The sequence below is a fragment of the Bradyrhizobium sp. WSM471 genome, from assembly GCF_000244915.1.
In the GTDB taxonomy this organism is placed as follows: Bacteria; Pseudomonadota; Alphaproteobacteria; order Rhizobiales; family Xanthobacteraceae; genus Bradyrhizobium.
The window spans coordinates 1,365,558-1,380,237 of record NZ_CM001442.1 but is presented as its reverse complement, the minus strand read 5'-3'; the positions used below and the strand labels follow the sequence as shown (position 1 = coordinate 1,380,237).

At 64.6% G+C, this 14,680-nt stretch carries 11 protein-coding genes; 7 read left to right on the top strand and 4 right to left on the bottom strand.

Translation table 11 applies throughout. The features are described 5' to 3' along the window. Positions 1-103 precede the first annotated feature (103 nt). The 7 genes from gap to BRA471DRAFT_RS06300 all read left to right on the top strand — a co-directional run bounded on the left by gap (position 104) and on the right by BRA471DRAFT_RS06300 (position 7,543). On the top strand, positions 104-1,111 hold the full coding sequence (gap, locus tag BRA471DRAFT_RS06330) for a type I glyceraldehyde-3-phosphate dehydrogenase (protein ID WP_007599946.1): 1,008 nt from the start codon (positions 104-106) through the stop codon (positions 1,109-1,111). Positions 1,112-1,261: 150 nt separating this feature from the next. Continuing rightward, positions 1,262-2,458, top strand: a complete 1,197-nt coding sequence (pgk, locus tag BRA471DRAFT_RS06325) for a phosphoglycerate kinase (protein WP_035973567.1) — start codon at positions 1,262-1,264, stop codon at positions 2,456-2,458. Between the two features lie 67 nt (positions 2,459-2,525). Next, entirely contained in the window at positions 2,526-3,593 is a 1,068-nt protein-coding gene (fba, locus tag BRA471DRAFT_RS06320; protein WP_007599942.1) for a class II fructose-bisphosphate aldolase, read from the top strand. Positions 3,594-3,850: 257 nt separating this feature from the next. Then, complete coding sequence (locus BRA471DRAFT_RS06315) at positions 3,851-4,876, top strand: class I fructose-bisphosphate aldolase (protein WP_007605527.1); 1,026 nt, start codon at positions 3,851-3,853, stop codon at positions 4,874-4,876. A gap of 3 nt (positions 4,877-4,879) precedes the next feature. Further along, positions 4,880-5,569 (top strand): thiamine phosphate synthase, encoded by a 690-nt coding sequence (locus tag BRA471DRAFT_RS06310; protein WP_007605526.1) that lies wholly within the window; start codon positions 4,880-4,882, stop codon positions 5,567-5,569. A gap of 8 nt (positions 5,570-5,577) precedes the next feature. Then, complete coding sequence (locus BRA471DRAFT_RS06305) at positions 5,578-6,672, top strand: tetratricopeptide repeat protein (protein WP_007605525.1); 1,095 nt, start codon at positions 5,578-5,580, stop codon at positions 6,670-6,672. Positions 6,673-6,757: 85 nt separating this feature from the next. Next, positions 6,758-7,543 (top strand): inositol monophosphatase family protein, encoded by a 786-nt coding sequence (locus tag BRA471DRAFT_RS06300; RefSeq protein ID WP_007605524.1) that lies wholly within the window; start codon positions 6,758-6,760, stop codon positions 7,541-7,543. Positions 7,544-7,567: 24 nt separating this feature from the next. Here the strand turns inward: BRA471DRAFT_RS06300 and BRA471DRAFT_RS06295 are convergent, their stop codons facing one another. From BRA471DRAFT_RS06295 to BRA471DRAFT_RS06280, 4 genes are all read right to left on the bottom strand, one after another. Further along, positions 7,568-8,719, bottom strand: coding sequence for an AAA family ATPase (locus BRA471DRAFT_RS06295; protein ID WP_007605523.1), 1,152 nt, complete (start codon positions 8,717-8,719; stop codon positions 7,568-7,570). Between the two features lie 298 nt (positions 8,720-9,017). Further along, the gene (locus BRA471DRAFT_RS06290) at positions 9,018-12,176 is read right to left on the bottom strand and encodes a multidrug efflux RND transporter permease subunit (protein WP_007605522.1); all 3,159 of its coding nucleotides are present in this window, start codon (positions 12,174-12,176) and stop codon (positions 9,018-9,020) included. A 6-nt stretch (positions 12,177-12,182) separates the two neighbouring features. Then, complete coding sequence (locus tag BRA471DRAFT_RS06285) at positions 12,183-13,373, bottom strand: efflux RND transporter periplasmic adaptor subunit (protein ID WP_088930948.1); 1,191 nt, start codon at positions 13,371-13,373, stop codon at positions 12,183-12,185. 212 nt (positions 13,374-13,585) lie between these two features. Then, positions 13,586-14,605, bottom strand: coding sequence for a cyclopropane-fatty-acyl-phospholipid synthase family protein (locus tag BRA471DRAFT_RS06280; RefSeq protein ID WP_007605520.1), 1,020 nt, complete (start codon positions 14,603-14,605; stop codon positions 13,586-13,588). Between the last annotated feature and the right edge of the window lie 75 nt (positions 14,606-14,680).

Genomic DNA, 14,680 nt, shown 5'->3' with positions numbered 1-14,680 from the left:
ATCAAGCCCCGCCCGGCCGAACCGGGCGTCCGCCCTAAAAAAACCCTCGCAGGCGCGCTAGCGCGTTGTGCGGGATGACAACGGTCATTGAAGGAGACGAAACATGGCAGTCCGCGTCGGAATCAACGGTTTTGGCCGCATCGGCCGCAACATCCTGCGGGCCATTGCCGAGTCCGGCCGCAAGGACATCGAGGTCGTCGGCATCAACGACCTCGGCCCGGTCGAGACCAATGCGCATCTGCTTCGCTTCGACAGCGTTCATGGCCGCTTCCCCGGCACCGTGACCGTCGATGGCGACACGATCAGCCTCGGCGGCAACAAGATCAAGGTGACCGCCGAGCGCGATCCCTCGAAGCTGCCCTGGAAGGATCTCGGCATCGACATCGCGATGGAATGCACCGGCATCTTCACCTCGAAGGACAAGGCCTCCGCGCATCTGACCGCCGGCGCCAAGCGCGTGCTGGTCTCCGCGCCCGCCGACGGCGCCGACGCCACCATCGTCTTCGGCGTCAACCACGACACGCTGACCCGGGAACATCTGGTCGTCTCCAACGGCTCCTGCACCACCAACTGTCTTGCGCCGATCGCCAAGGTGCTGAACGACCTCGTCGGCATCGAGACCGGCTTCATGACCACGATCCACGCCTACACCGGCGACCAGCCGACGCTCGACACCATGCACAAGGATCTCTATCGCGGCCGCGCGGCTGCGATGTCGATGATCCCGACCTCGACCGGCGCCGCCAAGGCGATCGGCCTCGTGCTGCCGGAACTCAAGGGCAAGCTCGACGGCGTCGCGATCCGCGTGCCGACCCCGAACGTCTCGGTCGTCGACCTCAAGATCGTGGCGAAGCGCGCCACCGATCCGAAGGAAATCAACGAGGCGATGAAGCGTGCCTCCGAGCAGCAGCTCAAGGGCATCCTCGGCTACACCACCGCGCCGAACGTCTCGATCGACTTCAACCACGACCCGCACTCCTCGACGTTCCACATGGACCAGACCAAGGTGCAGAACGGCACGCTGGTGCGCGTGATGTCCTGGTACGACAACGAGTGGGGTTTCTCGAATCGCATGGCGGATACCGCCGTCGCGATGGCGAAGGTGATCTAAGCAAGGTCTCGTGTCCCGGACGCGGTGCAGCGCCGAAGCGTTGCTCCGCAGAGCCGGGACCCATTCAGCCGCGGGACTCGCTGCATGTGGGTCCCGGTTCTGCAGCGCACCGCTTCGCGCTGCGCCGCGCCCGGGACGAGAGAGCCAGAGATGACCGACAAATTCCGCACCCTCGACGACGTCGACGTGAAGGGCAAACGCGTGCTGCTGCGCGTGGATCTCAACGTGCCCATGGAGAACGGGCGCGTCAGCGACGCGACCCGGCTCGAGCGCGTCGCGCCGACCATCACCGAAATCTCGGACAAGGGCGGCAAGGTCATCCTGCTCGCGCATTTCGGCCGGCCGAAAGGGCGCGATGCCAAGGACTCGCTCAAGCCCGTGGCCGAGGCGCTCGCCAAGGTCGTGAAGAAGCCCGTCGCCTTCGCCGACGACTGCATCGGCGAGCCCGCGGCCACGGCCGTTGCCGGCTTGAAGGATGGCGACATTCTCTGTCTGGAAAATACCCGCTTCCACAAAGAGGAAGAGAAGAACGATCCCGCCTTTGTCGCGGAGCTCGCAAAACTCGGCGACATCTGGGTCAATGACGCGTTCTCGGCCGCGCACCGCGCCCATGCCTCGACCGAAGGCCTCGGCCACAAGCTGCCCGCCTATGCCGGCCGCACGATGCAGGCCGAGCTGGTTGCGCTGGAGAAGGCGCTGGGCTCACCGACCAAGCCCGTCATCGCGATCATCGGCGGCGCCAAGGTCTCGACCAAGATCGACCTGCTCGAAAACCTCGTGACCAAGGTCGACGCGCTCGTGATCGGCGGCGGCATGGCCAACACCTTCCTGCACGCCCAGGGCGTCGGCATCGGCAAGTCGCTGGCCGAGAAGGATCTCGCCGCGACCGCGCTGCGCATCATGGAAAAGGCGGAAGCCGCCAACTGCGCCATCATCCTGCCGGTCGACGCCACCGTCGCCTATCATTTCGCGGCCAACGCGCCGTCGCACGCCTATGGCCTCGACGCGATCCCGGCCGACGGCATGATCCTCGACGTCGGTCCGCAATCGATCGCACGTGTGCACGCCGCGATCGACGATGCGGCGACGCTGGTCTGGAACGGACCGCTCGGTGCGTTCGAAATGCAGCCGTTCGACCGCGGCACGATGTCCGCCGCCAAGCATGCCGCCGAGCGCACCAAGGCCAAGAAGCTGATCTCGATCGCGGGCGGCGGCGACACCGTCGCGGCCCTCAACCAGGCGCATGTGGCCGGTCAGTTCACCTATGTCTCGACCGCCGGTGGCGCATTTCTTGAATGGATGGAAGGCAAGCCCCTGCCCGGCGTCGAAGTTCTGCGCACCAAGTAATCGGTCGGCAAGTCGTCAGCCGCGTTCAAGCAGTGGCCTAGCAGGCCCAAACGGGAGAAAAACACAGATGGCTCGGATCACGTTGCGTCAATTGCTCGACCATGCGGCGGAGAACGATTACGGCGTCCCGGCCTTCAACATCAACAACATGGAGCAGGCACTGGCGATCATGGACGCGGCCAACCAGGTCGACGCGCCCGTCATCATCCAGGCCTCGCGCGGTGCGCGCTCCTACGCCAACGACGTCATGCTCAAGCACATGATGGACGCGGTGACCGAGATTTATCCGCACATTCCGGTCTGCGTGCATCTCGACCACGGCAACGAGCCGGCAACCTGCATGACCGCGATCCAGGCCGGCTTCACCTCGGTGATGATGGACGGCTCGCTCAAGGCCGACGGCAAGACCCCCGGCGACTGGGGCTACAATGTCGGCGTGACCAAGACCGTGACCGACATGGCCCATCTCGGCGGCATCTCGGTCGAGGGCGAGCTCGGCGTGCTCGGCTCGCTCGAGACCGGCATGGGCGACAAGGAAGACGGCCACGGCGCCGAGGGCAAGCTCAGCCACGACCAGCTCCTGACCAATCCGGATGAAGCCGTGAAGTTCGTGCAGGAGACCCAGGTCGACGCGCTCGCGATCGCGATGGGGACGTCTCACGGTGCTTACAAATTCACCCGCAAGCCCGACGGTGACATCCTCGCCATGAACGTGATCGAGGAGATCCACCGCAAGCTGCCGAACATGCATCTCGTCATGCACGGCTCCTCGTCGGTGCCGCAGGACCTCCAGGACATCATCAACGCCTATGGCGGCAAGATGAAGCCGACCTGGGGCGTGCCTGTTGCCGAGATCCAGCGCGGCATCAAGAACGGCGTGCGCAAGATCAACATCGACACCGACAACCGCATGGCGATGACCGGCCAGATCCGGAAGGTGCTCAAGGACAATCCGGAAGAGTTCGACCCGCGCAAATACCTGAAGCCCGCGATGGAAGCGATGACCAAGCTGTGCAAGCAGCGGCTCCAGGAATTCAATACCGCCGGCCAAGCCTCCAAGATCAAGAAGGTGCTGACCACGGCCGAGATGGCCAAGCGCTACGCCAAGGGCGAGCTCGCCCCGAAGGTGGCGTGATCTATCCCTCCCTCTCCCCGTTCTTATGGGGAGAGGGTTGGGGTGAGGGGCTCGCTCCGCGAGTTGTGCCCTATCAATAGACCTGTACCCCCTCACCCGGATTTTACGCGGCGCGTAAAATCCGACCTCTCCCCGCAAGCGGGGCGAGGTAACAGGCCCCCTCCCCCCTTACCCTGCGACGAACGTTAACTCGGCATTTGCCCGAGAACGGTCTATTTTCACCGGCAAGGGCAGAATCGTTTTGGGAGGACATCTCGATGAATCTGACTGAGCTCAACAGGATCGCGACTGCCATGGTCGCGCCCGGCAAGGGCATCCTTGCCGCCGACGAATCCTCCGGCACCATCAAGAAGCGTTTCGACGCGATCGGCGTGGAATCGACCGAGGAGAACCGCCGCGACTATCGCGAGATGCTGTTCCGCTCGAACGAAGCCATGAGCCGCTATATCTCCGGCGTCATCCTCTACGACGAGACGATCTGGCAGAACGCAAAGGACGGCACGCCCCTGGTCAAGCTGATCGAGAGCAGCGGCGCCATTCCCGGCATCAAGGTCGACGAGGGCACGCAACCCCTGCCGATGTGCCCGGGAGAGCTCGTCACCGTCGGGCTCGACAAGCTCGCCGAACGGCTGAAGAAATATTACGAGCGCGGCGCACGCTTCGCCAAATGGCGCGCGGTGATCGACATCGGCAGCGGCATTCCCTCGATGACCGCGATCAGCGTCAACGCCCACGCGCTGGCGCGCTACGCAGCGCTGTGCCAGGCCGCGCAGATCGTGCCGATCGTCGAGCCCGAAGTGCTGATGGACGGCGACCACGACATCGATCGCTGCTATGAGGTGACGAGCCGTGTGCTCAACAAGACGTTTCAGGAATTGCGCGTGCAGCGCGTCGCGCTCGAGGGCATGGTGCTGAAGCCGAACATGGCCATCTCCGGCAAGAAATCCGCGAAGCAGGCTTCCGTCGGGGAGGTCGCGGAGAAGACGATACGGCTGCTCAGGGCATGCGTGCCCGCGGCGGTGCCCGGCATCGCCTTCCTCTCCGGCGGCCAGTCGGATGAAGAGGCAACGGCGCATCTCAACGCCATGCACAAGCTCGGCCCGCTGCCCTGGGGCCTGACCTTCTCCTACGGTCGCGCACTCCAGGCCGCGCCGCAGAAGGCCTGGTCGGGCAAGGCCGAGAACGTCGCGGCCGGACAAAACGCATTCAGTCACCGCGCGCGCATGAACGGTCTCGCCTCCAAAGGCGAATGGCAAAGCAGCCTGGAACAGAAAGCGGCCTAGATCTTGTCGAACAAATCTCCTCCGCCGCGCCCGGCGCCGCGCCTTTATCTCGCGACGCCCGTCGTCGACGATCCCGCTTCGCTTCTGGCCGAGCTGCCCGGCCTGCTCGCCGCCGCCGATGTGGCGGCCGTGCTGTTGCGGCTGAAGGAAACCGATCAGCGCACCATGATCTCGCGGATCAAGGCGCTCGCGCCGCCGGTTCAGAAAGCGGGCGCCGCGCTGCTCGTCGACGGCCATCCTGAGCTCGTCGCGCGCGGCGGCGCCGACGGCGCGCACCTGCCCGGCATCGCCGCGCTGAAAGAGGCGCTGCCATCGCTCAAGCCCGATCGCATCGCCGGAGTCGGCGGGCTGACGACGCGGCACCATTCGATGGATGCGGGCGAGATCGGCGCGGATTATTTGCTGTTCGGCGAGCCCGACGCAAAGGGCCAGCGGCCGTCGTCGCAAGCGATCGCCGAGCGGCTGGACTGGTGGGCCGAGCTGTTCGAGCCGCCCTGCGTCGGCTTTGCCATGTCGCTGGAAGAGGCCCACGAATTCGCCGCCAACGGCGCCGATTTCGTGCTGGTGGACGACTTCATCTGGGCCGATCCGCGCGGACCCAAGGCCGCGCTGGTCGAGATCGACGCTGCGATCAAGAAGGCCCATGCGACTGCGCTTGCGGGCCAAAATCCTGCGGGTCAAGAGCACGGCTAGTGCCCGACATGAAGCTCCCGCGCATCACCATCCTGGCCACGCTGCTGCTCACAGTGCCCGCGGCCGCGCAGCTCCAGATCACGCCGCCCGTGGCAACGCCGAACCCTTCGGCCGAGAAAACCAAGGACAAGCCGAAGGCCACGCCGCACACCATCACCAAGAAGAAGGAAGCGGCGCCGGCACCCAAACCGTCAGCCTCCCCCAAACCTTCAGCGTCCCCAAAGCCTGCACCAGCGGCGACCGTGATTCCGGCGCCTCCGACCGACAATCCCAACGTCGATCTGGTGTACGGCGCCTATCAGCGCGGCCAGTACAAGACCGCCTTCGAACTCGCCACCGCCCGTGCCGAGACCGGCGATGCCAAGGCGATGACCATGCTGGGTGAGCTCTATTCCAACGCCATGGGCATCCGGCGCGACTACGCCAAGGCGCTGCAATGGTACAAGCGCGCATCTGATGCCGGCGACCGAGAGGCGATGTTCGCGCTCGCCATGCTCAGGATGACCGGCCGCGGCGGCCCGGTCGACAAGAACGAGGCGGTCAAGCTGATGGCGTCCGCCGCCAAGCTCGGCGAGCCCAAGGCGGCCTATAATCTCGCGCTGCTCTATCTCGACGGCCAGACCCTGCCGCAGGACGTCAAGCGCTCCGCCGAGCTGCTGCGCCAGGCGGCTGATGCCGGCCTGCCGGAGGCGCAATACGCGCTCGCGACCTTCTACAAGGAAGGCACCGGCGTTCCGAAAGACCTGGAACGGGCGGTGCGTCTGCTCCAGGTCGCCACGCTGACCGACAATGTCGATGCCGAGGTCGAATACGCCATCGCGCTGTTCAACGGCACCGGCACGCCGAAGAACCAGCCGGCGGCCGTAGCCCTGCTCCGCAAGGCGTCCCGACAGGGCAGCGCGATCGCGCAGAACCGGCTGGCCTGGGTGCTGATCAACGGCATGGGCACGGCCGTGGACAAGGTCGAGGGCTTCAAATGGCACCTGGTGGCCAAGACCGCCGGCAAGGGCGATCCGGAGCTGGACAAGCAATTGTCCGATCTGCCGGCCGAGGACCGGGCCAAGGCCGAGGCCGCCGCCAGGAAATGGCTCGGGACCAAATGACTTGACCTTAGGCCCCTCGCAGGGCACCCCATCCCTCAAACACGCGCGATTTCGCGCCATTTCCCCCGATCAAGACCGGAAGCTCATGCTGTATTCCGCAACTATCAACGTCATGGTCAAGGCCGCGCGCCGCGCCGGCCGCAGCCTCAAGCGCGATCTCGGCGAGATCGAGCATCTCCAGGTCTCGCTGAAGGGGCCGGCCAACTTCGTCTCACTGGCCGACAAGCGCGCCGAGGAGATTCTCTACCAGGACCTCGCCAAGGCCCGGCCCGGCTACGGCTTCATCGGCGAGGAAGGCGGCACGCGCGAGGGCTCCGACAAGAGCCACACCTGGATCGTCGATCCGCTCGACGGCACCACCAACTTCCTGCACGGCATCCCGCAATTCGCGATCTCGATCGGGCTTTCGCGCGAAGGCACCATCATCGCCGGCGTGATCTACAATCCCGCCAATGACGAGCTCTACATCGCCGAGCGTGGCAAGGGCGCCTTCCTCAACGACCAACGCCTGCGCGTGGCCGGCCGCCGCCAGCTCAACGAATGCGTGGTGGCCTGCGGCCTTCCCCATATCGGCCGCGGCGACCACGAGGAATTCCGCCGCGAGATGACCGCGATGCAGGAGCGCGTCGCCGGCCTGCGCCGCTTCGGCGCCGCCTCGCTCGACCTCGCCTTCGTCGCCGCCGGCCGCCTCGACGGCTATTGGGAACGCAATCTGCAATCCTGGGACATCGCGGCGGGCATCATCATGCTGCGCGAGGCGGGCGGCACGATCACCGACATCGACACGCCCGGCGATGCGCTGGTGACGGGCAATGTCGTGTGCGGGAATGAATTCGTGCACGGGGAATTGGTGAAGATTTTGCGGAAGTAGGCCGCAGCAGTTCGACGGCGACGTTCAAGAATCCTCGTCCTCGTCCTCGTCCTCGTCCTCGTCATCCTCTTCCTCGTCGCGATATTCACCGCCGATGGTCAGGCCCTCGATGGCCGTGGCGCCTTTCGACTTGATCACCCGGCGAAGCGGGACCGAACTCTCGCTTCGCAGTGCGTCCATCAGCTGTTCCGAATGGGTGACAATCCAGATATCGGCGCGGCGTGATGCCTTGGCGATGAGCCTGGCCAGTGGCGCCAGCAACGACGGATGCAGGCTTGTCTCGGGTTCGTTCAGCGCAATGAACGGCGGCAGCCGGTAACCCATGAACACTGCGAGCAGGCAGATATATTTCAACGTCCCGTCGGATAGTTCATGAGCCCTGAACGGCCGCGGCATATCCGGCAATTGCAGATCGAATTCACACCTGCCGTTTTGTTCCCATGCACGGAGTTCGGCGCCCGGGAATGCATCCTGGATCGCGTCCTGCAGGTCGTTGGCGTCTTCCCGAATGACGTAGAGGGTCGCCAGGGTGGCAGCCAGATCGATGCCATCGGCGCTGAGCGAGGGCGTTGCGATTGCGAGACAAGGCTTTCGTATCGGTGACGCCGGATCAGTGCGGAAGTCATGATAGAATCGCCAGCCCAGCATCGCATTTCTGATCAGGTCGATTTCCGGGCATTGCTTGCCATCGGAAAAAGCCGCAAGCGCGGTCTCTGACGGCAGCACCGCATCCTTGTGGCTGCTCCAGGCGCCGCTCTCGCCGCGGACGCTGATGAGCGAATTGATGCGCTCCATCAGCTTGACCGTTCGTTTGCCGCGCGTCGTTTCGATCATTTCGGTCTTGATCATCGGCTCGCCGGAAAACGCGGCCTGAAGCGGGCTCGGAAACCCGAGCTCGATGGAATAGCTCATGCTGTCGAATGTGGCCGACAGCCGCAGCCGACCGTCTTCGCCTCGTTTGCGTATGCCGGACCAGCAGACCGAATTCAACCCGCCTTCATCGGCGATCGTGCGGGTGATCTGACCGGTCGCCGAGTCGCGCAGCAGCGACAGGGACTTGTACAGATTGGATTTGCCGACTCCATTTTCGCCGACAAACACGGACAAGGGATGGATGGGTATGGAGAGCCGCCGAATGGAGCGATAGTTCGAGATCGCAATTTCGGTCGGACGCATGACATGCTCTCAATCGGCAGGCGCCTGTGCATTCGCGGGGCGGTGCGAACACGTTGTTTCAATCCAGGGATGCAGTCTGGATTGAGGCCTCCGAGAAATCAAGCCGACCGATCCGGTGTTCACAGCAGTCGCATATGGATGACACGAGGACCGCGCGGCGGGTGAGGGCTCTCACCACACGGGGGCATCCTCCGCAATTCTCGGCAATCCCGACGTGGAGACACCCTCTCCCCAACCCTCTCCCGCAAGCGGGAGAGGGAGCCCACTATCGATGCTGCCCCATCTGCAAACCATAGGTTCAGTGACCGGCCCTTGCCGGCGCCGGCGGCCCGTACGTCTCGGTCCCCTCCGCCACCTTCTCCCGATCGCCGCCCAGCACGCGCTGCACCGAGACGAAGAACACCGGCACCATCAGCAGCGCCAGGATCACGACCGCGATCATGCCGCCCATCACGATGCTGCCGAGCGCCTGCTGGCTGGCGCCGCCGGCGCCATGGGCGATGGCCATCGGCAGCACGCCGCAGATGAAGGCGAGGCCGGTCATCAGGATCGGGCGGAAGCGCAGGCGGCAGGCCTCGATGGTGGCGTCCACCAGCGGCTTGCCTTCTTTCCGCAGATCCTTGGCGAACTCGATGATGAGGATCGCGTCCTTGGCCGCCAACCCGATGATGGTGATCAGGCCCACGGTGAAATAGACGTCGTTGGGCAGCCCGCGCAGCATCGCCGCAACCACCGCGCCGACGATGCCGAGCGGCACGGTAAGCAGCACCGCGAGCGGGATGGTCCAGCTCTCGTACAGCGCCGCGAGACACAGGAACACCACGAATACCGAAAGCCCGAGCAGGAACGGCGCCTGCGAGCCCGACAGCTTTTCCTGCAGCGACTGCCCGGTCCATTCATAGCCGAAGCCGCGCGGCAGCTTGCCGGCGAGCCGTTCCATCTCGGCGATGGCATCGCCCGAGGTGAAGCCGGGTTTCGCCTCGCCCGAGATGCGCACCGCCGGATAATAGTTGAAGCCGGCGATCTGCGTCGGTCCGCGCGCCCATTCCACGGTGGCAAAGGACGAGAACGGCACCAGCTGGCCGCGGCTGTTCTTGACGTTGTAGTTGAGGATGTCCTCGGTCCGCATGCGGTCGCGGGCATCGGCCTGCACCACGACGCGCTGCATGCGGCCGCGATTCGGGAAGTCGTTGATGTAGTTCGAGCCGAGATTGGTCGAGATCGTGTTGTTGATGTCCTCGAAAGTGACGCCAAAGGCGCCGGCCTTCTCGCGGTCGATCACGAGATTGACCACGCCGGCCTCGGGCAGGCCTTCGACATAGACCTTCTGCAGCACGGCGCTGGCATTGGCCTCCGCGATCAGCTGGTCGGCGGCGCGCATCAACGCCGTATAGCCCTTCTGGCCGCGGTCCTGGAGGCGGAACGAGAAGCCCGAGGAGTTGCCGAGATTGTCGATCGGCGGCGGCTGCAGCGCGGAGATTTTTGCGTCGCGGATCGACGACGACAAATCGCGGTTGATGTCATTGACGATCGCCGCAGCCGAGTCCTTCGGCCCGCGCTCCGACCAGTCCTTCAGGGTGATGAAGGCCTGCGCGGTGTTCATGCCCTGGCCGGAGAAGCTGAAGCCGGTGAGAAAGGTGACGTTGTCGACGCCGGGCCGCTGCGCCAGGTATTTTTCCACTTTCTCGATCACCGCCTCGGTCCGGCCATAGGACGAATCCGACGGCGTCTGCACGTCGGTGGTGACGAAACCCTGGTCGTCGATGGGCAGGAAGCCGCCGGGCAGGTTGACGAAAGCCCATGACAGGCCGGCGAGCAGCGCGACATAGACCAGCATCAAGCGTCCCGTGCGCTTCAGCGAGAAGCCGACGGTGCTGGAATAGCCCTCCTTGCTGCGGTCGAGCATGCGGTTGAACCAGCCGAACACGCCCCTCTTGGCGTGACCGTGGCCGGCAGCGACGGGCTTGAGCAGCGTCGCACACAGCGCCGGCGTCAGCGACAGCGCGAGGAAGGCGGAGAAGCCGATCGCGGCGACCATGGTCACGGAGAACTGGCGGTAGATGATGCCGACCGAGCCCGGGAAGAACGCCATCGGCACGAACACCGCCATCAGAACCAGCGTGATGCCAATGATGGCGCCCGATATCTGCGACATCGCCTTGCGCGTCGCCTCCTTCGGCGGCAGCCCCTCCTCGCTCATGATGCGTTCGACGTTCTCGACCACGACGATGGCATCGTCGACGAGGATGCCGACGGCGAGCACCATGCCGAACATCGAGAGCATGTTGATGGAGTAGCCGGCGAGCAGCAGAATGGTACAGGCGCCCAGCAGCGCCACCGGCACCACGATGGTCGGAATGATGGTGTAGCGGATGTTCTGCAGGAACAGGAACATCACCACGAACACCAGCACCACGGCTTCGACCAGCGTCGACAGCACCTTCTTGATCGAGGCCTCGACCACGGGCGTGATGTTGTAGGGGATCTCGTACGAAATGTTGGCCGGAAAGAAGCGCGACAGCTCCTTCATCTTTTCTTCGACGGCGCTCGCGGTCGCCAGCGCGTTGCCGGTCGGCGACATCAGCACGGAAAGACCGGCGGTCGGCTTGCCGTCGAGACGGGTGTTGAACTGGTAGCTGAGGCCGCCGACCTCGATGCGCGCGACGTCGCGCAGGCGCACGGTCGAGCCGTCGGCATTGGCGCGCAGGATGATGGTGCCGAATTCATCCGGGGACGAGAGCTGGCCCTTGACCAGCACCAGCGCGGAGGTGCGCTGGGTCGAGGTCGACGGCTCTGCGCCGATGCTGCCCGAGGCGACCTGCGCGTTCTGCGCGGCAATGGCCTTGTTGACGTCGTCGGCGGTCAGCCCATAACCGACCAGCTTGGCCGGATCGACCCAGACGCGCAGCGAACGTTCGGTCGAATAAAGCGTGGCGCGGCCGACGCCGGGGATGCGGCGGATCTCACCGAGCACGTTGCGGATCATGAAGTCGCCGAGCCCGACCTCGTCCAGGCTGCCGTCGGTCGAGCTCAGCGTGATGATCTGGAGCACCGCACTGGAGGCTTCCTCGACCAGGATGCCCTGTTGCATCACCGCGCGCGGCAGGCGCGCCTCGACCCGCTTGATGCGATTCTGCACCTCCACCGAGGCGTCGTTGGTGTTTGTGCCCGGCTGGAAATTGGCGATGATCTCGACCTGGCCGAGCGAGTCGCTGGTCGATTCGAAATTGAGGATGCCGGAGGCGCCGTTGAGCTCCTCCTCGATCAGCCGCGTGACGCTGTTGTAGAGGTTCTCGGGCGAGGCGCCGGGATAGCTGGTCGAGATCGAGATCGAGGGCGGCGCGATGATCGGATATTGCGCGATCGGCAACAGCGGAATCGAAATGGCGCCGACCAGACAGATGAACAGCGCGACGACCCAGGCGAAGATCGGCCTGTCGATGAAGAAGCTCGCCATGATGCTTTACTGCATCATCTGTGCGCGTTGACTTTCCACGATGGCTTCGGCCTCGGCCCAGGATTGCGGCTTGACCTTGTCGCCAGCTGCGAACTTCTGGAAGCCTTCCACCACGACCCTGTCACCGGCCTTCAGGCCCTCGGTGACGAACCAGAAGCCGTCTTGCGCCGAACCGATGCGCACCGGTTGCACCGCGACGCGGTGATCGTCCTTGACGACGAAGACTTCGCTGCCGCCGCCGCCGTTGCGCTGGATCGCCTGCTGCGGCACCGCGATCGCGTCGCTGTCGATGCCCTGCTCGATTCGTACGCGAACGTACATGCCAGGCAGCAATTCACGCTTCGAATTGGGAAATTCACCGCGCAAGGTCACCTGACCGGTGTTGGCGTCGACCTTGGCATCGGAGAACAGGAGCGTGCCGTTCAGCGGATAGATCGTGTTGTCGTCGAGCACGAGACGCACCTTGACCGCACCGGGCGCAATACGTTCGAGATCGCCGCTCTCGAAGGCGCGGCGGAGCTGATGGAGCTCGTTCACCGACTGGGTGAAGTCGGCGTAGATCAGATCGAGCTGCTGAATGGTGGCCAGGTTAGTCTCGTTCTGGACCACGAGCGCGCCCTCGCTGACCAGCGCGGCGCCGACCACGCCGTCGATCGGCGCACGCACCGTGGCATAATCGAGATTGAGCTTTGCCCGCGCAAGGTCGGCCTTGCGGCCCTCGACCTCGGCATGAGCCTGGCGCTCGGCCGCGATCGCCTTCTCGTTCTCGGCTTCGGGCGCGGCGCGCTGGGCTGTGAGCGTGGCGATGCGGCGCGCCTGCTGCTGGGACTGCATCAGCCCAGCCTCCGCTTTAGCGAGCGCGGCTTCGTTGGCCGATACCTCGACCTCGAACGGGCGCGGATCGATACGGTAGAGCGGATCGCCGGCTTTCACTTCGCTGCCTTGGTGGAACAGGCGCTCAACAACGATACCCGAAACCCGGGGCCGAACATCGGAGACTCGCGTCGGCGCGATTCGGCCAGGGAGTTCCCGCACGACCGCGCGGGGCTGCGGCCTTACGGTCACGATGCTCACGTCGGGTTCGGTCGGTTGCGCCTGGACGATCGCAGAGTTTGATTCATCGCAGCCCGCAAGAAGCGGTGCCGCGACCGCGAGCATTATGGCCATGCAGGCGGATCGCGCGTGAAGTGCTGACATAAGGGTAGTTGCCCCGTTCTATCGCTGGTCTTCCGAAGAAGTTCCGGACAGTCTGATTTGAAAAGGAAAATAATCGGTGTTTGCTGCGACGCAATGAGAGCTTGGGCGGCTCATTGTCACACGAGCTATCCCGTTCAAAAAACGAGTGTTTTAATAAGTCACTGGATCGTGAATCGAGTTCCCTCGCGGCGTGCTGCGACGGAACAGCGCAATTACCCCGCCGCCTTCATGCGGTAGTGGCTGACGCCCCACTCGGTTCCATCGGCGTAGCCGAACAGGCCCGAGGTCGCGAGCAAGAACCAGCGCCAGCGTCGCATCCGCAGGCCTGTCTCCTCGCCATGGATGTTGCGCAAGGCCGCTTCGATGAAACAGCGATGCGTGTCGAAATTCCCGAGCCAGTCGTTGGCGGTGCGCTGATAATGCGTGCCGCTCCAGCACCATTCCTTCTCGACCGCGAAGAGATCGTCGAACTGCCTGATGAGATGATGGCTCGGCATCAGCCCGCCAGCGAAGACGTGCTGTGCGATCCAGTCGTCGCGATCGGCCCGGTTGAACAGGTGAGAGCCGGAGCGATGGGCGACGATGTGCATGAAGAACCGCCCCTCCGGCGCGAGCCATGATCGCAGGCGCGTCATCAGCTTGCGCCAGTTCATCACGTGCTCGAACATCTCGACCGAGACGATGCGGTCGAATTGGCCCTCGGGCGCGAACACGTTGATGTCCGCGCAGACCACGCGCAGGTTGAGGAGACCGCGCAGCCGCGCCTCTTCCTCGATATGGGCGCGCTGCGCCTGCGAGCTCGACACCGCCGTCACCTTGGCGTGCGGAAACTGCCGCGCCATCCACAGCGACAGCGAGCCCCAGCCGCAACCGAGCTCGAGGATGATCTGACCATCGGCGAGAGCGGCATGCTCGGCGGTCTGGCGCAACGCCTCCTCCTCGGCCTCTTGCAAGGTGGTCGCGTCGGTCTTGTAGAAGCAGGACGAGTATTTGCGGTTGGGACCAAGCACCTTCGCAAAGAACGAAGCGGGCACCTCGTCATGGCCGACATCCGGGTCCTCGGCGATCGGCCGCAGCATCATCCGCCCGGCGAAGGCGGCATCGTCGGCCCCGCCCAGCGCGGACAGGCGGGACACCGTGCGCGAGCACAGGCGCTGGATCGCCGCGCGGATCACGACATCAGGCAGCGGCACCCGTTCGGCAGTCCCGAGGATCGCGGACACGACGCTCATGCGACGACTCCGTCTTTTGGGCGGCAGGGGGAAAAGCTGTGGAATGCCGACGATTTGGAAAGTACGTCCGTACCA

Coding starts and splice junctions, on each gene's coding strand:
- gap (WP_007599946.1), top strand. CDS start 104: ATGGCAGTCCGCGTCGGAATCAACGGTTTTGGCCGCATCGGCCGCAAC.
- pgk (WP_035973567.1), top strand. CDS start 1,262: ATGACCGACAAATTCCGCACCCTCGACGACGTCGACGTGAAGGGCAAA.
- fba (WP_007599942.1), top strand. CDS start 2,526: ATGGCTCGGATCACGTTGCGTCAATTGCTCGACCATGCGGCGGAGAAC.
- BRA471DRAFT_RS06315 (WP_007605527.1), top strand. CDS start 3,851: ATGAATCTGACTGAGCTCAACAGGATCGCGACTGCCATGGTCGCGCCC.
- BRA471DRAFT_RS06305 (WP_007605525.1), top strand. CDS start 5,578: ATGAAGCTCCCGCGCATCACCATCCTGGCCACGCTGCTGCTCACAGTG.
- BRA471DRAFT_RS06300 (WP_007605524.1), top strand. CDS start 6,758: ATGCTGTATTCCGCAACTATCAACGTCATGGTCAAGGCCGCGCGCCGC.
- BRA471DRAFT_RS06295 (WP_007605523.1), bottom strand. CDS start 8,719: ATGCGTCCGACCGAAATTGCGATCTCGAACTATCGCTCCATTCGGCGG.
- BRA471DRAFT_RS06290 (WP_007605522.1), bottom strand. CDS start 12,176: ATGGCGAGCTTCTTCATCGACAGGCCGATCTTCGCCTGGGTCGTCGCG.
- BRA471DRAFT_RS06285 (WP_088930948.1), bottom strand. CDS start 13,373: ATGTCAGCACTTCACGCGCGATCCGCCTGCATGGCCATAATGCTCGCG.
- BRA471DRAFT_RS06280 (WP_007605520.1), bottom strand. CDS start 14,605: ATGAGCGTCGTGTCCGCGATCCTCGGGACTGCCGAACGGGTGCCGCTG.